General features: G+C 45.2%; 18 protein-coding genes. 6 read left to right on the top strand and 12 right to left on the bottom strand.

Features of this window, described 5'->3' with window-relative positions:
- Positions 1-31: 31 nt before the first annotated feature.
- The 4 genes from ACLIIY_RS23435 to ACLIIY_RS23420 form a co-directional block, all read right to left on the bottom strand.
- Positions 32-1,078 (bottom strand): XRE family transcriptional regulator, encoded by a 1,047-nt coding sequence (locus ACLIIY_RS23435; protein ID WP_434528593.1) that lies wholly within the window; start codon positions 1,076-1,078, stop codon positions 32-34.
- 217 nt (positions 1,079-1,295) lie between these two features.
- Positions 1,296-1,571: an ANR family transcriptional regulator gene (locus ACLIIY_RS23430; RefSeq protein WP_020195985.1), complete on the bottom strand. Its 276-nt coding sequence runs from the start codon at positions 1,569-1,571 to the stop codon at positions 1,296-1,298.
- Between the two features lie 138 nt (positions 1,572-1,709).
- Positions 1,710-2,345 carry a trimeric intracellular cation channel family protein gene (locus tag ACLIIY_RS23425; RefSeq protein ID WP_050554353.1) on the bottom strand — a complete coding sequence of 212 codons (636 nt, stop codon included), beginning with the start codon at positions 2,343-2,345 and terminating at the stop codon, positions 1,710-1,712.
- A gap of 70 nt (positions 2,346-2,415) precedes the next feature.
- Positions 2,416-3,852: an amidohydrolase gene (locus ACLIIY_RS23420; protein ID WP_334421515.1), complete on the bottom strand. Its 1,437-nt coding sequence runs from the start codon at positions 3,850-3,852 to the stop codon at positions 2,416-2,418.
- Positions 3,853-4,097: 245 nt separating this feature from the next.
- On the opposite strand from ACLIIY_RS23420, the gene ACLIIY_RS23415 reads away from it, so the two are divergent.
- Entirely contained in the window at positions 4,098-5,015 is a 918-nt protein-coding gene (locus ACLIIY_RS23415) for a LysR family transcriptional regulator (protein ID WP_434528592.1), read from the top strand.
- Positions 5,016-5,086: 71 nt separating this feature from the next.
- Here ACLIIY_RS23415 and ACLIIY_RS23410 read toward each other — a convergent pair whose 3' ends face one another.
- From ACLIIY_RS23410 to ACLIIY_RS23390, 5 genes are all read right to left on the bottom strand, one after another.
- Complete coding sequence (locus ACLIIY_RS23410) at positions 5,087-6,130, bottom strand: GMP reductase (protein ID WP_009704073.1); 1,044 nt, start codon at positions 6,128-6,130, stop codon at positions 5,087-5,089.
- Between the two features lie 453 nt (positions 6,131-6,583).
- Positions 6,584-8,119 (bottom strand): NAD(P)H-hydrate dehydratase, encoded by a 1,536-nt coding sequence (locus ACLIIY_RS23405; protein ID WP_434528591.1) that lies wholly within the window; start codon positions 8,117-8,119, stop codon positions 6,584-6,586.
- A 90-nt stretch (positions 8,120-8,209) separates the two neighbouring features.
- Positions 8,210-8,650: a PAS domain-containing protein gene (locus ACLIIY_RS23400; RefSeq protein ID WP_434528590.1), complete on the bottom strand. Its 441-nt coding sequence runs from the start codon at positions 8,648-8,650 to the stop codon at positions 8,210-8,212.
- Positions 8,650-9,654 carry a response regulator gene (locus ACLIIY_RS23395; protein ID WP_434528589.1) on the bottom strand — a complete coding sequence of 335 codons (1,005 nt, stop codon included), beginning with the start codon at positions 9,652-9,654 and terminating at the stop codon, positions 8,650-8,652. Before ACLIIY_RS23395 ends, ACLIIY_RS23400 begins: the two co-directional genes overlap by 1 nt.
- 309 nt (positions 9,655-9,963) lie before the next feature.
- Positions 9,964-10,872, bottom strand: coding sequence for an aldo/keto reductase (locus tag ACLIIY_RS23390; protein WP_180827084.1), 909 nt, complete (start codon positions 10,870-10,872; stop codon positions 9,964-9,966).
- Positions 10,873-10,968: 96 nt separating this feature from the next.
- On the opposite strand from ACLIIY_RS23390, the gene ACLIIY_RS23385 reads away from it, so the two are divergent.
- Positions 10,969-11,382, top strand: coding sequence for a helix-turn-helix domain-containing protein (locus ACLIIY_RS23385; RefSeq protein WP_180827083.1), 414 nt, complete (start codon positions 10,969-10,971; stop codon positions 11,380-11,382).
- A gap of 42 nt (positions 11,383-11,424) precedes the next feature.
- Here ACLIIY_RS23385 and ACLIIY_RS23380 read toward each other — a convergent pair whose 3' ends face one another.
- Entirely contained in the window at positions 11,425-11,985 is a 561-nt protein-coding gene (locus ACLIIY_RS23380) for a hypothetical protein (protein WP_434528588.1), read from the bottom strand.
- 694 nt (positions 11,986-12,679) lie between these two features.
- On the opposite strand from ACLIIY_RS23380, the gene clcA reads away from it, so the two are divergent.
- Positions 12,680-14,086 (top strand): H(+)/Cl(-) exchange transporter ClcA, encoded by a 1,407-nt coding sequence (gene clcA, locus ACLIIY_RS23375; RefSeq protein ID WP_180827081.1) that lies wholly within the window; start codon positions 12,680-12,682, stop codon positions 14,084-14,086.
- A gap of 277 nt (positions 14,087-14,363) precedes the next feature.
- On the top strand, positions 14,364-15,263 hold the full coding sequence (locus ACLIIY_RS23370; protein WP_061009339.1) for a TDT family transporter: 900 nt from the start codon (positions 14,364-14,366) through the stop codon (positions 15,261-15,263).
- A 93-nt stretch (positions 15,264-15,356) separates the two neighbouring features.
- On the opposite strand, the gene ACLIIY_RS23365 is transcribed toward ACLIIY_RS23370, so the two are convergent.
- Both ACLIIY_RS23365 and folE read right to left on the bottom strand, forming a co-directional pair.
- Complete coding sequence (locus ACLIIY_RS23365) at positions 15,357-16,598, bottom strand: NRAMP family divalent metal transporter (protein WP_434528587.1); 1,242 nt, start codon at positions 16,596-16,598, stop codon at positions 15,357-15,359.
- A 277-nt stretch (positions 16,599-16,875) separates the two neighbouring features.
- Complete coding sequence (folE, locus tag ACLIIY_RS23360) at positions 16,876-17,529, bottom strand: GTP cyclohydrolase I FolE (RefSeq protein ID WP_005373478.1); 654 nt, start codon at positions 17,527-17,529, stop codon at positions 16,876-16,878.
- Positions 17,530-17,816: 287 nt separating this feature from the next.
- Between folE and moeA the strand changes: the two genes are divergently transcribed.
- Together moeA and moeB are read left to right on the top strand one after the other, a co-directional pair.
- Positions 17,817-19,052 carry a molybdopterin molybdotransferase MoeA gene (gene moeA / locus ACLIIY_RS23355; RefSeq protein WP_434528586.1) on the top strand — a complete coding sequence of 412 codons (1,236 nt, stop codon included), beginning with the start codon at positions 17,817-17,819 and terminating at the stop codon, positions 19,050-19,052.
- A 9-nt stretch (positions 19,053-19,061) separates the two neighbouring features.
- Positions 19,062-19,811 carry a molybdopterin-synthase adenylyltransferase MoeB gene (moeB, locus tag ACLIIY_RS23350; protein WP_434528585.1) on the top strand — a complete coding sequence of 250 codons (750 nt, stop codon included), beginning with the start codon at positions 19,062-19,064 and terminating at the stop codon, positions 19,809-19,811.
- Positions 19,812-19,924: the final 113 nt, after the last annotated feature.

Raw genomic sequence — 19,924 nt, 5'->3', positions numbered from 1 at the left:
CCGCTGTTGTCGGCTCTTAATTCGATGTCATCTATACATGACTTCTTGTTTCAACAATATCTACGATAGGTATTCTAGCGATGTCGGGAGAGTTAACCTTCTTAAAATCCCGTAGATTACACAAGTTACATTCCGGAGCACAATTCGCTAGGCACTCTAGTTTTTCCTTCACTTTCTTCAATAGAACAGGGTTAGAAATTGACTTTATTATGTTATGTCTAAGTAGGTAAACGCCCATACTCCCCTTCTCTTTTGGAGGGTAGTATTTCACTTCTTCGGCATTGAAGACCAACTTACTGAAAGCGACCAACGGCTGAAAATCGACAACAAAGAAGTAAGCGTAATCTTTCTTACTGGAATATCTGATCAAATAATAACAAAGTGCTTGAACGATCAACTCAAAATAGTGCGTAGAACTTGTAAAATACCCCACACCAATCAAACAACTGCGTTCAGCTTCTTCCTGTGGGATTGAAATAAATGAAGGGAGACCATTGATGCCTTCAATATTCACTATACCGTACCAATGACCTACCGTTGCATCTTGGTCATTTTTAATCAAAACACATTGATATTTAACATCATTGCCTTTGTCTTGCAGATCCTGATAAAAACGCGCCAAAGGAGAGATATTGTGATTAAACTCTTTAAACATATCCGCGTATTCATTCAAAGACAGCGATTTAATTTCACTCTTTGGTGGCCCAGATACCTTACGGTACGAGAGGTTAGATATTGAAAAATCGAGCGCTTTTACGAGTGTGCTGATCACCACATCATGTTTGTTCGAGTAACGAGCTTTAGAAAGATCCATTCTTAATATAACTTCCACCAAATCCATTTCCAAACACTTAGCGATATAGAACTGTTTGTAGATTGGTGGGACGCTTTTTCCAGTAAACCACCTACTCAAGGTAATAGAGTCTAGTCCTTTGAACTCTTCGTAATAGTTGTTTTGCAGCAACGCAATAACATCTTTTCGAGAAATGCCTCTCGTTTCAACCCAACGACTTAACTCGTCTTTAAAGCAATACGCCATATGACTCCCCCTTTCAATCAAAATATCCATTGCTGACATGAGTATTTAGAACAGATATCACATTATTCCTGCAGAGCATTTCTATTGATGCCCTTTATTGAATAATGCGGCTAACTATTAAAGGAGGTTATTTAATTTTATCTTTTTTAGATATATGTGCGCACCACTCTCAGAATTTTCTGACAGAATATAAAGAACCACAGAAAACATGAGAGACTCGTTCCGTGTCGTTTTTTTGACTATTTTTAAAGGGTATTTAACTAAACACCGTTCCTCTGAAAGATGAGAGACTACTCATTGCAATTTTACTCTCCCTGATTTGAGTAGAAGGTTCCGATGGAAAGTAAAAGCCATTTTCTCGAGTACGCCCTCGGCAGAAGTCCGACCGCAACAACGCCCAATGCTTATTGCTACTATTTTCTGGTGCTTTGGTTGCAGCTGCGAGCCAAAACTCACACGCTAATCCCCACTCATATTCCCTTTCATTTGCAGCAGCTTGTTTCGCCAACTCAAGATAATCTTTATTAGGCACATTTTCCTCCGTGAGCCAGTAACAAAAAGTCATCTTAAGGAATGGATAAAGACCATAAATAGCATTCAAGAACGATTTAGTTTTAATAATGCAACTTTTGCGTTTTTTGACCGAATAGCAAGCTCAATTCGAACGTGGTTATCTCATGATCGCCCAACTTGGAACCTGAACATGTTTATTGATAGTAAGGTGACGCATGTATATCACCAAGACGATTGCCCCCACCGCACTGAAGTCAGCAAGTTGGGGCGCGAAAGACAAGACAACCGCATGCAGTGTACAACCTATCGCCACAGGAATAGCGTAAAGCTCTTTAGATAAAAACAAGGTTGGACGCTGAATCAAAACGTCTCTGACTATCCCACCACCTACCGCAGTAATTACACCCAAGAGAATAGGAGCAACGGGTAGACCAAAACCTAAGCTCCACGCTTTTTCTGTTCCTTGAATTGAGAACATTGCTAACGCTACAGAATCGACATACAGATTGACTTTATTCATCCAATTTTTCTTTATGAGAGAAAAGCAAATAAATCCAATCAAACCACTCGCTATGGCAATCCAGACGAGATAAATATCTTGAGACCAAAATACTGGAACATCTAGCATACAGTCTCGTATGGTGCCCCCTCCAACAGCGGTGGTGACGGCTAAAACCAGCACGGTAAAAACATCGGTTTTCTTTTCACTTGCAGCAAAAACTGCTGATAAAGCAAAAGCAGCCGTACCGAGAACCGTAATGGTCTCAATCAAAAAAACTGTCGTAATAAACATGTCCACACTCTCTCGCCAGCAAAACATAGGAAGGATTTCGGGTGAAGATTGACCTCACCCGCCATTGTCATTAGTGGTGACACACGCCTAAATGTTCTAGCGCAGTGTGTAGGCAACACTCATAGTGATGAACTTGCTCATCATTAAGTATGCCGCGTGGGTTAGTCACAGTGTCGTTCAATGAAACATACTCACGACCCGCTTTTTTGTTCTCAAATTCTGCTTTAACTTGTTTTAATAAATCAGTATTTGTCATCAACTCTAACCCTTGTGCTGCAAGGACGTGTGCCGCATTCAGCCCTGCTTTCTGACCAATACTCATACCGTTACAAGCCGTACAACCCCATTGATGTGGTGGAATATGCAAAGGCCAAGCCGCGTAAACAATTCCCATTGTTGGAACATTCCAGCTAATATCCCCAACGTCCGTTGAGCCACCGACTTCAATACCTTGTGGTACATCCATCACATCAGTCGCTAAACCGTCTTCAGGCTTACCCATTTCTCGTTGAATGCTCTTAGCGAAATCTTGCTCCTCTTGCGTCCAACTCAATGGAAAATAACGATTCAGATGCTCGGTGATAGAGCTTGCTAATACATCATTTGGCAAACAGTCATAGATACCGCCTAGGTTTGTCACCTCCGTTGTGGTTTGAGTCGCCAATGCCGCACCTTTTGCAATGTCCTCTAACCACGCTTTGTGTTGACGAACATTCTCCGCGCTTTTGCCTCGGTAACGCACTAACACTTTTGCATAGTCAGGCACCACATTCACAGCCGAACCGCCATTAAGGATCTGATAATGGAGGCGACCTGTTGGTTCCAATTGCTCTCGCATCATGTTGGCCGCAACAATAAATACTTCAGCAGCATGAAGTGCGCTTCGGCCGTCCCAAGGAGCAGCACCAGCATGCGCCGTGACACCGTGCCACTCGACAATAAGATCGATAGAAGCGGTAGAATGGAAGTTTACTGCCGCGTTAACCATAGCTGGGTGGTTATGTAGACATACATCAAGCTCATCAAACACACCAGTCGCTGCCATGTAGTTTTTACCATTAAGTGACTCTTCTGCAGGACAACCGTAAACCTTGATTGTGCCTTGAATGCCCTCTTTCTCCATATGTTGCTTGAGTGCAATTGCAGCGCCAATTGAAGAAGAACCAATAAGGTTATGACCACAACCATGACCATTTGTGTTGCCGCTTTTAGCCGGTGTTTTATGAGGCACCGTGTCATTGCCCAAATCTGGCAAAGCGTCAAATTCGACGAGGTAACCAACCACAGGTTTGCCCTGCCCCCACGTCGCCACCCAAGATGTTGCTAGATCTGCAATGTTGCGTTGTTCAATAGTGAAACCATGCGCTTCAAGAACAGAGCTTTCTAACGCCGAGCTTTCAAACTCTTCATAGCTGAGCTCTGCATAATCCCAGACCTGAGATGCCATTCCCCAAATAACCTCTGATAGTTGCTCTACTTCGCGGTCAATATTGGTGTAATCAGTCATTGTGTTTACCTTATTGGTGATTTGATATGGAAATAATTCGCAGCACCATTGGTTCATCGCCATGTCCTGCGTGTTGATGCAGTTCATATTAGCGATGAATTTAAAACGCAATAAATGCGTTATGACGGATGCTATCCGTCCAAATTAACTCGACTACATCACAGCAATAAGCTTCCTGAATGGCAGTTTATAAACGTAGTGATAAGTTTTAGATAGACGACATCGAGGAAAAGGAAGTATCCGATATGAGCACCAGCATTGAACAATTACTGGCATTTGTGACGGTGTATGAAGAGCGCTCCTTTAGCAAAGCAGCAGCCAAACTTGGTAAACATCGCACGACAACAGGCCAAGTGATCGCCAACATGGAAGATATTCTCGCGGTAGAACTGTTTGAGAGAATTGGTCGTAATGTCGAACCAACCGAAGAAGGGCACTTGCTCTATCATTACGCCAAAGCAACGATTGCGCAATCTGACACCTTCGACAAAATCGCCCTCAGCTTGGCCTATGGAGGACTGGAGGGAATCACCTTTGCCCACTCAAGCGTTGTGCCCCACGGGATGCTCGCGACCATTCGAATGCAGCTTGCTAACGACTTCCCGAATATGAAGGTGAATTTTCTAGTAAAAACAAAAGCGGAAGTTGAAGAGGGTATTAATAATGGCGATATTCATTTTGGTTTAGTACACATTGATCATGGCAAAGGAATGTATGGTAAAGACGCTACCTTTATCGGTCATATGGAATTTTTGCCGTTCGTTAAAAAAGGCAGTCCCCTCTCCCAATTGCCAGATGATGAAGTATTAAATGCACTCAGAACTACCAGACAATTTGTTCTTAGAGCATTTGTGCATGAAGGGTTAAAAGAAAAGCTCATTGTATCGGCAGACAACGAAGAAGTTGATCAACTCGCACTCACGATCAAACTCATTCAATGTGGCTTAGGCTGGGCATGGTTACCAAAGGTGCTTTCAGAGTCTCAATACGTCACAGAAAACTTGCAGCCACTTAAACCTCGAGAACTCAAGCACGGACTAAAGTTCTCTTTTGCTTTGTGGAATCCGCACTCTAAGCAAATCCTTGAAATCAAAAAGTCGGTACTTAAAGCAGTAGATGATTACATCGACCATTTTAAAGCACTGCAACTGAATGATGTATAACAGAAAACATAGATACAAAAAGAGCCGCAAACTGCGGCTCTTAATCTATCTATTTCTATTTAAGCAAAAACTTATTCTTTACCGAATACGTTGTTTTCTTGCTCTTGTACGCGGATGAACGTTGTACGCTTGGTTAGCTCTTTAAGCTTTGCTGCACCTACGTAAGTACATGTTGAGCGAACACCGCCAAGGATGTCTTGGATAGTACCGTGAACGCTGCCACGGAATGGTAGAAGTACAGTTTTACCTTCAGCGGCACGGTAGCCAGCAACACCACCAGAATGCTTGTCCATCGCGCTCTTAGAAGACATGCCATAGAATTTCATGAACTTCTTGCCGTCTTGTTCGATCACTTCACCGCCTGACTCTTCGTGACCTGCTAGCATACCGCCTAGCATTACGAAGTCAGCGCCGCCGCCGAATGCTTTTGCAACGTCACCCGCACATGAACAGCCACCGTCACCGATGATCATGCCGCCAAGGCCGTGTGCAGCGTCACCACACTCGATGATTGCAGAAAGTTGTGGGTAACCAACACCTGTTTTAACACGTGTAGTACATACAGAACCTGGGCCGATACCCACTTTCACGATGTCTGCGCCCGCTAGGATTAGCTCTTCACACATATCGCCAGTCACTACGTTACCTGCAGAGATAACTTTGTCTGGGAATGCAGCACGTACACGTTGTACGTACTCGACTAGGTGCTCTGAGTAACCGTTCGCGATATCGATACAGATGAAGATAAACTCATCAGAGATCGCCATGATGTCTTTGGTTTTTTGGAAGTCTGCATCAGACGTACCCGTAGACACCATTACGTTGTTTAGTGTTGTTTTGTCTGCTGTTTTCGCAAACTCTGCCCAGTCTTCTACTGTGTAGTGTTTGTGAACAGCGGTCATTACACCATGCTCTGCTAGTGCCTTCGCCATTGCGAAGCTACCAACCGAATCCATGTTCGCCGCAATTACAGGCACACCAGACCATTGACGGCCACTGTGCTTGAATGTAAAATCGCGGGTTAAATTTACTTGAGAACGGCTCTTAAGGGTTGAACGTTTCGGGCGAAACAGTACATCTTTGAAACCTAACTTAAGTTCTTGTTCGATACGCATTGTGTAATTCCTTGATTCATAAGTATATGTGTCATCTCAGAGTGCGTAGTGAAGTCGTTGGCAGACGAGTTCACTGTTCTTCGGACACAAAAAAACCGGAGCGTTGGCAGACGCTCCGGTTTTCAGCATTATAGGTCGTGATTTATTTCCTACAAGTCTGATATTTGAATTTTTTTTGTGATACCATCTTGGAAATCGCATATCAAAAACACCTCACCGCTCTCCAAAACCATAACTTTATTAACAATATCAAATAGTTAAAACCAACCTCTATTTAATCCTTTGCGCAAACCTTTGCGTTAAACGACGGGAATTTTACCGTTCAACCTCTCATAAACGCTCAAAATTACACCAAATGATACTCATTAGTCGGTTTGTACAAGAATAAATTTCTAATTTTTTTCACGTTTCACATCACTTTTCTGCCACTTTTTTGAGTATATCAAGCACGAACTAGCTCTCTGTGATGTTTATAGCGCATCGAAGTGATTCAATAACATCACTTGCTAATAACCCAATTTCGCCTTTTTGTTGAACATTAATGTCCGCAGCGTGACTATGGAGCATCACTCCCAAACGTGCAGCAACAGCAATAGGTAGCCCCTTGGCAAGCAGTGCGGCAATGACACCGGATAACACATCCCCCATACCGCCACTGGCCATTCCCGGATTTCCGGCAAGACAAACGTACATTCTCACGCCATCATAGATAAGCGTGCCCGCCCCTTTAAGAACAACGACACCTCCATAACGTTCATGAAGTTGCCTTGCTGCGGTAAAGCGATCTTGCTCGATGCCCTTTGTAGAGACATTAAGTAAACGTGCTGCCTCTCCTGGATGTGGCGTTATAACGCGTTGCTCATCTCGTAAAACCACGACTTCATTACGCTGATTCAGCATCGCAAGAATATTGAGTCCGTCTGCATCAACGACTTTCAGTTTGTGCTGCTGAGATAAGTATTGATAGGCTTGATGTGCCCATTCATCCTCACCGAAACCAGGGCCGAAAGCCAAGACATCCGCCCAACGTGTCCGCTTAATCAGTTCGTTATCTGCCTCTTTTAACTCATCAAATGTAATAGCCTGACTCATGACTTCTGGAGAGCCGACTTGCAATGGCAACAATGAGCTTGGGTGAGTGAGAGCAGCGGTCAACCCTGCCCCTGTTCTTACTGCGGCTGAAGCGCACAAACGAATGGCGCCAGACATGCCTTGATTACCGCCTATACATAAGAGCTTGCCATTATTCCCTTTTTGGGCTGTGGCTTTTCTTTTTGGTAGTAACCTTTTGATGATTTGATGGTCGATGCCTAAAGCACTTTCTTCCTCAATCGACTCGAACTCAACGTTTACACCTAAACCAGAAAAATGCAGCTCACCGACGTAGTCTCTCGCCTGCCCTGTGCATAAGCCTTGCTTCACACCAATAAAGGTCACCGTATGATCCGCTTGTATGGCATCTCCGAGCACGGAACCTGTGTCTGCACTCAACCCCGAAGGAATATCGATTGAGATGATCGGACAATGAATTTGATTAACTTGATCAATGTAGCGGCGATACTCATGCCTTACTTCACCAGAGAGCCCTGTACCAAGCATGGCATCGATGATTACATCTGCCTCTAAAAGTGCAGTGTGCCAATCATCCCAAGAACTATTCTCGCCATCCACAGATTGCCAATCTTCAAACGCTCGCAACGCATCCCCTTTCAATGATGTGGTGTCACCTAGCTGGAAAACACGAACATTCAACTGCGCCTGTTTGGCAAGCGTGGCAAACACGTATCCGTCTCCACCATTATTGCCTTTGCCGCAGACCACCAGCACAGTTCGCGCCCTTGGGTAAAGATGAAGAAATCGTTCGTATACCGCCATTCCTGCACGCTGCATTAGGCTGTACATTGAGACGCCTGCCATTTGAGCTGCGAGTATTTCTCCGTTTCTGACTTGCTCTGCGGTGTAGAGCTTGAGGGCGAGATTAAAGTCCATATTGAGATTCTGCGTTTTAGAAGACACGATTTAAGTATACGAAAAAGCCGAGGCGAACCTCGGCTTTTACTGTGTTTATTTTCTCAAGCTTTATTTTTGCTGCTGCGAAATCAAGGCTTCGGCTGTGGCGTCTTGAATCGACAAGAACAGCGAGTTGATTTTCCCTGTTGGGGTTCGCATTGGGTTTAGCGTCACGTTTTGGTACATGAACTCTGCTTGTTGCGTCACTGGTCGAACGTTGCGGCAACGGAACAAATACGGGCGCTGACGCCACGTGATGAAGCTTCGACACCCCAAATCGTAAACAGGCTTAGTTTTCAACTTGAACCACTCTTGCGGGATCTCAGGGAAGATATCAAAGATCGAACGACCAATTGCCTCGTGAGATTGCAAACCGCTGTGGTGAGTCATAAAACCATTCCACACTTGAACGTTGTAATCTTTATCGATAACAACTAAGCCCATGTCGACATTTTGAACCATGTCGACCATCCAATGGAATTGTTCAAATTCTGCAGGTAAGTTCAGCATTAGAAATCCTCCATTAGGTACGAGAGTTTGTTATCCAGCAACGGCAGTGACTCATCGACAAACATAAACAGTAGATCACAACGGATGGAGGTGCCTTCAATGTTGTAGCTAACCTCGAATGTCATGGTTCGACTAAATGCACCTGTTGTCGACTCGATAATAGAATCGATGGAAATATGCTGACCAAGTAGCACTGGTGAACTCTGGAAAAAGCGAACTTCAGATTGTTCGCCCAAACCATTCAAGAATGATCCAACCAAGATATTGGAAATGTCCATCAACAGCTCTAGTTCTTCCAACTCTTCGCTGTCTGCTGGCACCTTCATCAGTTTCTTAAGATCAGAAACACTGGAGTCACTTAGAATCACTAACGCTTCGCCGGCGATGCCCTCACCACAAAAGCCTTGGCAAACACCAGAGACATTGTCGTGAGATGCGAGATCGCGCAAAGCCATGTGCAGTTCACTGACTTCAAAGATATTCACGTTTGGCAATGGAAGCTGAACAAATACATCAAAGTGTCGAGCGAGCGCATCCGCTGCGCGACCAATAGAAACGTTCGCCACTTCCATATAGATGTCGCGACGGCGGAGAATCGGCAATTCTATGGTTGTCGGTGTGATGACTTGTGGTCGATCATTCGGCTCGATCAGCTCTTTTAACGTCGCTATAAGCTCATCTTTACCAATCGGCTTTTGAATAAACGCTTTCGCACCGAGAGCAAACACGCGCTCTTTTGCTTTTGGTTGAATATCGCCAGACACAACCACGACAGGCGTTTGAATGCCCAAGCGTTTCATGTTTTCTAATGTTTCAAAACCGTCCATCTCTGGCATGGTGAGGTCGAGAAACATCAGTTTAAATTCTTTTTGCGCTAACTCTTCAAGCGCATTTTTACCATGGATGGCAAATGTCACGTCTGCATTCAATGTTGCTGGCAGTGATCTTGCCATCTGTTTGCGTGCTAACGCAGAATCATCACAGATGAGTACAGGAAAAGACATGCTACCACCTTTAAATATTCAACAATCTGTGCGGAATTCTACCAGATTGTTACTGCTACACAGACTAAGAGTCTTCGTTTTTTGTTTACTGGGTAAGCATACGCAATATGAATAGTTGAGTGAACCAATGAACTAAGAAAAAGTTCGATTCCCTATACATTTAGTGACATCAGTCAGGAATGATTAAAAGTTCTACAAGGCTTGATACGCAAGGGGTTGCGTTTATAAAGTGGCTGCCATTTAAGATAAGAAGAAATAAAAAAGGCACCCTCTTTGGAGTGCCTCAGTCTTTTGTTTACTGGCCGCTTTCTATGGCACACCGTGACCTTTTGATGCAACCCAAACTCGGTACCATTGCTCACGCGTTAGCTCAATGCTTAGCGCGTTAACTGCACTATGAACACGCTCGATTTTACCAGAACCAATAATTGGCATCGGCTTAGAAGGCAAGCGACGTACCCAAGCGTAAATCACTTCGTCGATGCTGTTTGCACCCACTTCTTCTCGGATAGCTTCTAACTCGTTACGAACACGAACCGCTTGCTCCGTATCACCAGTAAAGATTGAACCACCACCCAAACATGACCATGCCATTGGGCGAACACGATGCGTTTGAAGTAGATCTAGCGTACCATCGTGTACCACTTCAAAGTTCAGTGGGTTGATTTCCACTTGGTTAGTCACAAGAGGTTTGCTTAAACGAGATTGAAGAAGCTCGAATTGGCGAGGCGTGAAGTTAGAAACACCAAAGTGCTTAACTTTACCCACTTTATGTAGCTCAGAGAACGCTTCTGCTACCTCATCTGCATCCATTAACGCGTCTGGACGATGGATAAGAAGAACATCAATCTCGTCGACTTTTAGTCGCTCAAGCGAGTTGTTCACAGATTGATAGATGTGCGCAGCGCTGGTGTCGTAGTGGTTGATCTTACGCTCTGGCGTTTTATCACCACACAAGTTGATGTCGCACTTGGTCACAATCTGAATTTGCTCACGAACGCTTTTGTCCAGTGCGAGTGCCTCACCAAACAGCGCTTCACATTCGTAGTTACCGTAGATGTCAGCGTGATCGACGGTGGTAATGCCTAACTCAATGTGTTGCTTTAGGAACGACAAACGCTCTTGCGCCGTCATGCCCCAATCTACCGCACGCCAATAACCTTGTACCAGTTCAGAAAACTCTGGACCGTTTGGTGCAGTCACTACTTTTGCAACCATGGGTTTATCTCCTTTTCTTAATCTGCTTTCATCCTAGTCTTGTTTTACCGCTCGCTCAACGGGTAAACTTTCGCAATTCGAACTGGAGTACGAAATATGTCTTTTGCCCAACGACTCGCGACATTAATTGGCGAAGAAAGCATCAGTGGTTTTGCGCGACGCGTGGACGTTTCTGAAGCTTTGATTCGCAAATACCTCAAAGGCAGCGAACCCAGCTTAGCCAAAGCGAATCAAATCGCCATGCGAGCCAACTGTTCATTGGAATGGTTAGCCACTGGTTGCGGCTATTTATACCGTCAAGCGGAAGTCGTGGACATGGAGGCCTATAAACTGGCCTTCCAACACGTGATGAATGGAACGATATCAGAAGAGGAAGAGGTCAAGCACCGTAAGCTGGTCGCGGGTTATCAGTACCTACGCGCGCACAAGAAGTCAGATGGATTTCTGGATGAATCGGCGATGGCGACCTTTCTTTCGTTGCATGATGAAAACAAGACCGCACAAAACTAAACCTTTTAACGATGTATGTTTCGCGAAGCGTTAGCTCCCGCTTTAAAAGCGCTCAACCTTAAGCTCAATCATTTCGCCATCACTGTTTAACGTGACACGCACTCTCGGTGTTGGCGATTCAAACTCTTCAGCTAACACCCAATCAATACTTCGCGGCGCTTGCTGAGAGTAGCGGTTGATAAACAGAATCAGAGCTTTGTCGACAGCTTCTGGTGAGTTTTGTTTTAAAGCCGCAGCTATATCGTACTGCTCGCCCTGTATGTTAATTCGCTTCATCACCAAGCCATCTTTTCTCAGGTTTAGTATCACACCACTCAAGTTTTGAGGTTGATAGTCCGTGAGAAAGTTCAGACGAATCGCTTTTTCTTCTATCGTTGCTTCTCCGTAAAGGTGCTGATGGTAATAATGAAAATCATCCAAGCATAATGCTCCTTCGCTTTCCTGCGTCTCACATCCGTACCAGTCACCACCCTCTTGCAAGGTTTGTTGAACCTCAGCGACAGGCGCTTCAGATAACATGATTTGCCACCATGCATCTCGTGCGTTAGCGGTATGAGAAAACAAACTTAAAGAAAGAAGCAGGAAGAATGAGAAACGCAACATAGTGGTACTATCGATTTGACTCGAGAAGATGAATGAAAGAGCTTTATCTTTGCTGTAAGTAAAGCGAGAAGCAAGTGACTATGTCGGATTTCGGACACAAAAAAAGCGGACCTTCTAGCCCGCATCAATCTTTGTATAAAGCATAAACCGCGTAGTCCATCACGCTGAGAACCATTACGAGAAAGCAGAATAGCATACCATTTATATTTATCAATACTTCATACGGTTATTATTAGACAACCGCGCAGACACCTTTGTAGGGGTAGTGAATAGGCGTGCGGTTTAGACAGGCATTAAAAAGGCGCACTCTTGCGTGCGCCTCTGCCTCGTGACTCAATCGTGAGTATGCGAATCGGGAAGTCTATTGATGCATCCCGAACAAATAACGAGGAATTTCTGTAGGGTTTGAATCCATCCAAATTGTGTGTAAAACCTCACATCCCTCCTTCTGAAGCAGTCATGTTGCTTTACACTTAAAGCATGGTTCATTTTGCTCAGAAAACAAGGTTACTCGATAAAAAAATAGCGTGAGATATGGAATCAATAGCACAATATTTATCAATATTTGCACAATAGACGCTTGAACTGCTCAATAGTGGAAAGCTAAATTGCATCTTTATTGATTAGGTCTAGACTCTCGTGAGCGTATAATTTCTTTCGTCCCTTCCAATTAGTAGTCTAGGAGAATCTGTTAATGACCAAACGCGAGAGAATTGTGAAATCTGTGTTAGCGCACGTACCTAAAGATGCGATTAACCAGTTTGTCTCTCGAGGGTCAACGCCAACATCATTTTCCGTCCTCTTTATGGCCGCAATCGTTGGTACGTTAGCAGGTTTTGTCGGCACCTACTTCGAAATTGCCGTTCACTTTGTTTCAGAAACTCGTACCGAGTGGTTAAAAAGCGAAATCGGTAGCGTATTGCCTTTGTGGCTTGCTGCGATTCTAATCAGTGCAACCTTGGCATTTATCGGTTACTACCTTGTTCACCGTTTTGCTCCTGAAGCATCTGGCTCAGGTATTCCTGAGATCGAAGGTGCCATGGATAACATTCGCCCTGTACGTTGGTGGCGTGTTATTCCAGTGAAGTTCTTTGGCGGTATGGGTGCGCTTGGTTCAGGTATGGTTTTAGGTCGCGAAGGTCCTACCGTACAAATGGGTGGTGCCGTTGGTCGCATGGTCACTGACATCTTCCGTATTAAAGACGATGATACACGCCACTCATTATTAGCCTCTGGTGCTGCTGGTGGCTTGGCCGCTGCCTTTAACGCGCCATTAGCAGGCATTATGTTTGTGGTTGAGGAAATGCGCCCTCAATTTCGCTACTCGTTGATTTCTATCCGAGCGGTGATCATTTCAGCGATCATGGCAAACATTGTATTTCGCGCCATCAATGGCCAAGCCGCCGTTATCACCATGCCGCAATATCAATCGCCAGAGTTACAATCACTGTGGCTATTCCTACTGCTTGGTTCTCTATTCGGTGTATTTGGTGTCATATTCAACAAACTGGTGACTATCGCACAAGACAGCTTTGTTGCTCTGCATAAAAACGACCGTAAACGCTACCTAATCACAGGCACTGTATTGGGTGGTGTGTTTGGCTTGCTACTGCTTTATGTTCCTCAACTTACTGGCGGTGGTATTGGTTTGATTCCGGACATTACCAACGGTAACTACTCAATCTCGATCTTGGTGATGCTGTTTGTTGGTCGTGTTATCACAACCTTACTCTGTTTTGGTTCAGGTGCTCCGGGCGGTATCTTCGCACCAATGTTGGCGCTGGGTACGCTATTTGGCTACGCGTTTGGCGCAAGTGCAGACATGTTATTACCTTCTCTGACGATTGAACCTGGCGTGTTTGCCATTGCCGGTATGGGAGCGTTATTCGCAGCGACAGTGCGTGCTCCAATCACTGGCATCTTGCTGGTTATCGAGATGACAAATAACTACTACTTAATTCTGCCTCTCATCATTACTAGCTTAGGCGCGGTAATCGTAGCGCAGTTACTTGGTGGGCAACCGATTTACAGCCAGTTGCTACATCGTACGCTTAAAAATGACAAGCTACGTCAGCAAGACCTACCGGAAAACCAAGCCTAACTTAATATCGGCTCCAAATTATCTTCCACATAAGATGTTAGTTTGGAGCCAGTAATTCTACGTTTTTGCATCTCTCTACAAAATTTCCCTACCAAACTCACAAAATTCCCATTCTCTGATATTTACTTATAATATTTAAAGGTAACGACTCATGAATATTGTTAGTATTCTCGCCTCAAATTAGAGTGATTCATCCAATCTCGGAGTAGTTTTGAACTGGAGAAGACTTGTACAGTTTTACAGTGTCCCACCGTCACAAGCGGCTTTGGCACTAGGTATGATAGGGCTTGGACAAGCTTGGGCTTTATACATTCCTGACATTGGCGAACCGATAAGACCATTTCTTGCTGCACTTGGTGCATTGCTCCTCACTCCAGTTCTTCTAAAATACGCCACCAGCCCTCGCCTGTTTATGGCGGATATCAAACACCCGCTGAGTGGTAGCTTGATGGCTCCGATGAGTATGGCCTTGCTCGTGCTGTGTGACTACCTTGCGGCAGTAGCACCACTTATTGCTTATCCATTGTGGTTTGTGGCGGTCTTACTTCACTTTACGATGATGGTGTTGTTCTTTGGTTTCCAGATCATGAACTTCAAGATGTCGAACATCGTGCCAAGTTGGTTCCTATATCCTGTAGGCTTGATCAGTTCTTCCCTTGCAGGTTCTCAATTCGGCCACAACGTGTTCTCTGAAACCTTGGCGATGATGTGCATTGGCATTTACTTTTTCATGTTGCCATTAGTGTTATATCGATTGGTGTTTTTTGGTTCTCTTCCGCGTCGCGCACGCCCAACATTGGCGATTATGGCAGCTCCGGTGAACTTGTCTTTAGCGGCGTATTTGGTCAACTTTGGCGAACCAGACCCGATTCTGACAGGCGCATTGGCAGGCATCGCAATCACCATGACGTTGCTGATTTATCTGTGTTACTTCCGCTTAATGCGTTTGAAGTTCCAGCCATCTATTGCAGCCGTGACCTTCCCTTCTGTAATCAGTGCTATTGCGATGCATCGTCTCACCACTTTTTTTGCTGAGTCTCATCCCCATTGGCATTGGTTGCACGATTTTGGATTCTTAGAGTTAAGCATTGCGACGGTACTTGTCGTTTGGGTTTCTGCTGGTTATGTAAAAATGTACTGGCCAGAACTGGTAAGAACGCCTTCAAAACAAACATAAAAAAACGACCTCATTGCGAGGTCGTTTTCTTTTGTTCTTTGCAAGCTCATGCTCGATAAACATTACTCGACACACGTTAGCCGATGCATTGAGTTAGCCTATAAACTTGGCCATAAAGTTGCTGATATTGGTCATGCTTGATGCCGCCATCACCACGACAATCGCAACGCCCGTCAGCGTTAAATAGGCTGGGTGTTTGTAGTCACCTACGATGTCTTTTCTGCGTGTCGCCACCAGCACCATACCTAAAACGATTGGCAGGATAATACTGTTAACAAGGCCAGCCAGCATTAGCAGCAAAATCGGCATATTCATCGTCACAGTGCCAAGCGATGTGATAACAATGAAACCGACACACCATGCTTTCTCGTTGCGAGCCACAACTGGGAAGAGTGTTTTGATGAGGGAAATCGCCATGTACGAGTTACCGACAACCGAGGTAATCGAAGCAACAAACAACACCAAACCAAAGATAAAGTAGCCTACCTCACCCGCACCTTGACGGAACGCGTCTGCGGCTGGGTTTGCAGAGTCCAAAGTCGCGCCTGTGGCAATCACACCGAACACGGCCATAAACAACAGGATGCGAATCACCACGGCAATTGAAATACCGGCCCATGCTGCGGTTTTGATAGCGGGTACGTTCTCTTTACCTTGCAAGCCGATGTCAACCAATCGCTGTGCGCCTGTGTAATAGCCACCTACTGCGCCACCAACGATAGTCAGCGTCGGTAATAGCAGGCTGCCAACATCAGTAGGCATTACTGCTGCGCTCAAGGTCTCCCCCATTGGCGGCACACTGGTCATCGCGACATACGCAATTAAGATGATCATAAACAAGCCGAGGTAGCGTGCCATTTGGTCCATGCGTTTAGATGCGTTGTGCACCACAAACAGCAAACAACCTACTACGCCTGTAAAAAGAGCACCCCAAGTCGTATCTACACCCGTTAGAACATTAATACCGAGTGCAGAGCCACTTACGTTACCGAAGTTAAATGCAACCGCGCCAAGTGCCAAAAGAATACCCACCACGTAGCCCATCCCCGGTGCTACTTTGTTAGCAATGTCTTGAATTCGCATACCAGACACACCTACGATGCGCCATAAGTTCATCACAATACCAAAGGTGATAAACATGGATGCAAAGACAGGGAATGCCATGTCGATTTTGTAGATATTGGTGAAGACCGCTGTTTGGGTTAAAAAGCCAGGTCCAACAGACGTGGTCGCCATTAAGAACGCGACACTAAGAATTGCTTTCTTTTGCCAACTGTTTTCCGATGCTTGAATAGAAGCGGGAGCAGTCGAGTTGATGGTGGTTTGTGTGGTCATGCCAAATCTCAATTTTGTTGCCTTTCTACTATTAGAAAACAGAAAGACAACTGACCGAGATCAGCTGAGCTTGAAGAATCAAATTGGGCAGAACGAATAGAGAAGTGAAGCCTTCGCAACCGTTTGCTGGGCGCGGATATTAAGTCTATCGCATGTGACTGTCAACACAGAAATCGATAAATGATTTTTGTCGTATTCATTCTCAAATCATTATTCATTTCAGACAGATACAAAAAAGGATGGCGTTTGCCATCCTCTTAGAATAGTGCTTGGTTACTTAGCGTAAACCGTGCAGAAACTCGGCACGCGTTGCTGGGTTGCTTTTGAAGATGCCACCCAATGCTGTTGTCGTCGTTTCGCTGGTTGCATCCATCACACCGCGAGATTTCACACAGTAGTGTGTTGCGTCAATCGTCACTGCCACATCATCAGACTCAAGCAACGTTTGAAGTGCAACAAGAATCTGCTGAGTCATACGCTCTTGAACTTGTGGACGCTGGGCAAAGAAGCGAACGATACGGTTGATCTTTGATAGACCAATGATCTTGCCACGTGGAATGTAAGCGACAGCCGCCTTGCCATCAATGGTCACAAGGTGGTGTTCACAAGTACTGGTCACTGTGATGTCCTTCACACGAACCATCTCGCTCACGTTCATCTTGTTCTCAATCACCGTGATTTTAGGAAAGTTGGAGTAATCCAGACCTGAGAAGATTTCGTCAACGTACATCTTAGCAATGCGGTGAGGGGTTTCTTCTAGGCTATCGTCGGTAAGGTCAAGTTGAAGCAGACCTAAGATCTCACGCATGTGGTGTTCGATCTTCTCTTTCTTCTCTTCACGACTTACGTTGTTTGGACGCATTGGCGTTTCCAAACCGCGTTGCTCTAGCGCTTCTTTTACTAACTTCGCTGACTCGCTAAGACCTGACATTCCACTTCCTCTTTTGTTACTTCCGCTTTTATACAAACCCAATCAAAATTGCATTCATATTTTTCGCTTTGAGTTGCTCAGTTTCGTGTCTTTACACCAAGTCACATCAAATATAGGTACTGAGCTGATTTTATTGAGCTCCGCGGGCTTTTTACCCCTTTCGGATGGCTGACAAGGATACTCGGATTTTTGAATAATTACACCCATATTTTATAGGTGGACATTCTTACTCGGTCCCCTTTTTATGGTAAAGTTGCCACAAAACAAAAGAACACAGGATTTTCTCAATGGGCTGCTGCGACGCACCTGGCTTGATGCCAATTGAAGAAGCGATGGACAAAATGCTATCGCGAATCAAACCTATCCAAACAACGCTTTCTCTTCCACTTGCTGACGCACTCGGTTTTGTACTGGCAGAAGACATCTTGTCTCCTATTCACGTACCGCCATTCGATAACTCAGCAATGGATGGCTACGCTATTCGCATTCAAGATCTTGAGTCGTCTTCCGTTTTGCCTCTGACAGGTAAATCATTTGCGGGGCAACCTTTTGAAGGTGAATGGCCTCAAGGTACCTGTGTTCGCATCATGACTGGCGCAAAAATCCCACAGGGTTGTGATGCCGTTATCATGCAAGAGAACACAGAAGTAACGGATGCTGGCATTCAGTTCAACCAAACCGACGTGAAGCCGCAAAACAACATCCGCCCAACAGGTGACGACATCAAGCAAGGTGACATCGTACTGGCAAAAGGCGCACGTTTAACACCTCGCGATATTCCGATGATTGCGTCTCTAGGTGTTAGCCACGTGACAGTAGTACGTAAACCAAAAGTTGCTTTCTTCTCTACTGGTGATGAACTTAAACCACTGGGCGAGCCGCTAGACGAAGGTCAGATCTACGACAGCAACCGTTACGGTATTAAACCGCTTATCGAGAACTTCGGTTGTGAAGCCGTTGATCTTGGCATCATTCCAGATTGCCCAGAGACTCTAAAAGCAACCTTTGAACAAGCGCAAACATTGGCAGATGTGGTAGTGACCTCAGGCGGTGTCAGTGTGGGCGAAGCGGATTACACCAAAGACATTCTTGAAGAGCTTGGTGAAATTGGTTTCTGGAAGCTAGCAATCAAGCCGGGTAAACCTTTCGCATTTGGTAAGCTAAGCACTGCTTGGTTCTGTGGTCTGCCGGGTAACCCGGTTTCTGCCGTGCTCACTATGTACGTGCTTGTTCAACCAATGCTGGCAAAACTTGCAGGCCATACCGAATGGAAAGCACCCGAGTCTATTCCAGCAACAACCAAAACCGCCTTTAAGAAAGCGCCAGGTCGTACCGATTACCAACGTGGTATCTACACATTGGAAGATGGCAAGTTTGTGGTTGAGACAACCGGTAACCAAAGCTCTGGCGCGTTCCGCTCAATGAGCCTAGCGAACTGTTTTGTTGTCTTGGAACGTGAACGCGGCCGAGTTGAAGTGGGCGAAACGGTTCAGATTCAACTATTCAACTCAACCCTTTACTAGGAAGTCGTTGTGGATATTCTTTCCGATCAGGAAATGCTGCGTTACAACCGCCAAATCATTCTTCGTCAGTTTGACTTTGAAGGACAAGAAGCACTCAAACAAGCATCGGTACTGATGCTTGGTGCTGGCGGCTTAGGCTGCGCATCAAGCCAATATTTGGCGACTGCTGGTGTCGGTAAAATCACGCTGATTGATGATGATATCGTCGAGTTGTCTAACCTTCAGCGCCAAGTGCTACACCACGATGCAGATATTGGTCGTAAGAAGGTAGAGTCGGCGGCCGATGCGCTACGCGAGCTTAACCCGCACATTATCGTAGATACCATCGCAAAACGTCTTGATGATACCGCGTTAGAGAGCCTGATTACGCAGCACACTATTGTTGTCGATGCATCGGATAACGTCGATACGCGCAATCAACTTAACCGCCTATGTTTTGCGACCAAAACACCGCTAATTTCAGGCGCGGCCATTCGCATGGAGGGGCAAGTAAGCGTGTTTACTTACGATGACCCAGCGCAACCATGTTACCAGTGCTTGAGTGCCCTTTTTGGCAGTGGTGCGTTAAGTTGTGTCGAAGCCGGAGTCATGGCGCCTGTTGTTGGTATTGTCGGCGCAGTACAAGCGATGGAAGCGATTAAAGTGATAGCTGATTACGGCCAACCAAAGAAAGGCAAAATTCTGATTTTGGATGCGCTCAGTATGTCTTGGCGAGAAATGAATCTGATGAAAATGCCAACCTGTCCGGTTTGTAGTTAGTTCTAAACCTCTAATCATTCCCAAAAAGCCCAACTCGATGTTGGGCTTTTTTCTCATTTTGACAATCAGATTTAAAACCCCTCTTCTTACAAATATTAAATCAATAAAATTCA

The organism is Vibrio sp. K4 (assembly GCF_051122595.1).
Lineage (GTDB): Bacteria > Pseudomonadota > Gammaproteobacteria > Enterobacterales > Vibrionaceae > Vibrio > Vibrio owensii.
This window is presented reverse-complemented; position numbering and strand designations above follow the sequence as displayed.

Coding starts and splice junctions, on each gene's coding strand:
- ACLIIY_RS23410 (WP_009704073.1), bottom strand. CDS start 6,130: ATGCGTATCGAACAAGAACTTAAGTTAGGTTTCAAAGATGTACTGTTT.
- ACLIIY_RS23400 (WP_434528590.1), bottom strand. CDS start 8,650: ATGCTGAACTTACCTGCAGAATTTGAACAATTCCATTGGATGGTCGAC.
- ACLIIY_RS23365 (WP_434528587.1), bottom strand. CDS start 16,598: ATGACCACACAAACCACCATCAACTCGACTGCTCCCGCTTCTATTCAA.
- ACLIIY_RS23380 (WP_434528588.1), bottom strand. CDS start 11,985: ATGTTGCGTTTCTCATTCTTCCTGCTTCTTTCTTTAAGTTTGTTTTCT.
- clcA (WP_180827081.1), top strand. CDS start 12,680: ATGACCAAACGCGAGAGAATTGTGAAATCTGTGTTAGCGCACGTACCT.
- ACLIIY_RS23390 (WP_180827084.1), bottom strand. CDS start 10,872: ATGGTTGCAAAAGTAGTGACTGCACCAAACGGTCCAGAGTTTTCTGAA.
- ACLIIY_RS23415 (WP_434528592.1), top strand. CDS start 4,098: ATGAGCACCAGCATTGAACAATTACTGGCATTTGTGACGGTGTATGAA.
- moeA (WP_434528586.1), top strand. CDS start 17,817: ATGGGCTGCTGCGACGCACCTGGCTTGATGCCAATTGAAGAAGCGATG.
- ACLIIY_RS23425 (WP_050554353.1), bottom strand. CDS start 2,345: ATGTTTATTACGACAGTTTTTTTGATTGAGACCATTACGGTTCTCGGT.
- ACLIIY_RS23420 (WP_334421515.1), bottom strand. CDS start 3,852: ATGACTGATTACACCAATATTGACCGCGAAGTAGAGCAACTATCAGAG.
- ACLIIY_RS23405 (WP_434528591.1), bottom strand. CDS start 8,119: ATGGACTTTAATCTCGCCCTCAAGCTCTACACCGCAGAGCAAGTCAGA.
- folE (WP_005373478.1), bottom strand. CDS start 17,529: ATGTCAGGTCTTAGCGAGTCAGCGAAGTTAGTAAAAGAAGCGCTAGAG.
- ACLIIY_RS23435 (WP_434528593.1), bottom strand. CDS start 1,078: ATGTCAGCAATGGATATTTTGATTGAAAGGGGGAGTCATATGGCGTAT.
- ACLIIY_RS23370 (WP_061009339.1), top strand. CDS start 14,364: ATGATAGGGCTTGGACAAGCTTGGGCTTTATACATTCCTGACATTGGC.
- ACLIIY_RS23395 (WP_434528589.1), bottom strand. CDS start 9,654: ATGTCTTTTCCTGTACTCATCTGTGATGATTCTGCGTTAGCACGCAAA.
- ACLIIY_RS23385 (WP_180827083.1), top strand. CDS start 10,969: ATGTCTTTTGCCCAACGACTCGCGACATTAATTGGCGAAGAAAGCATC.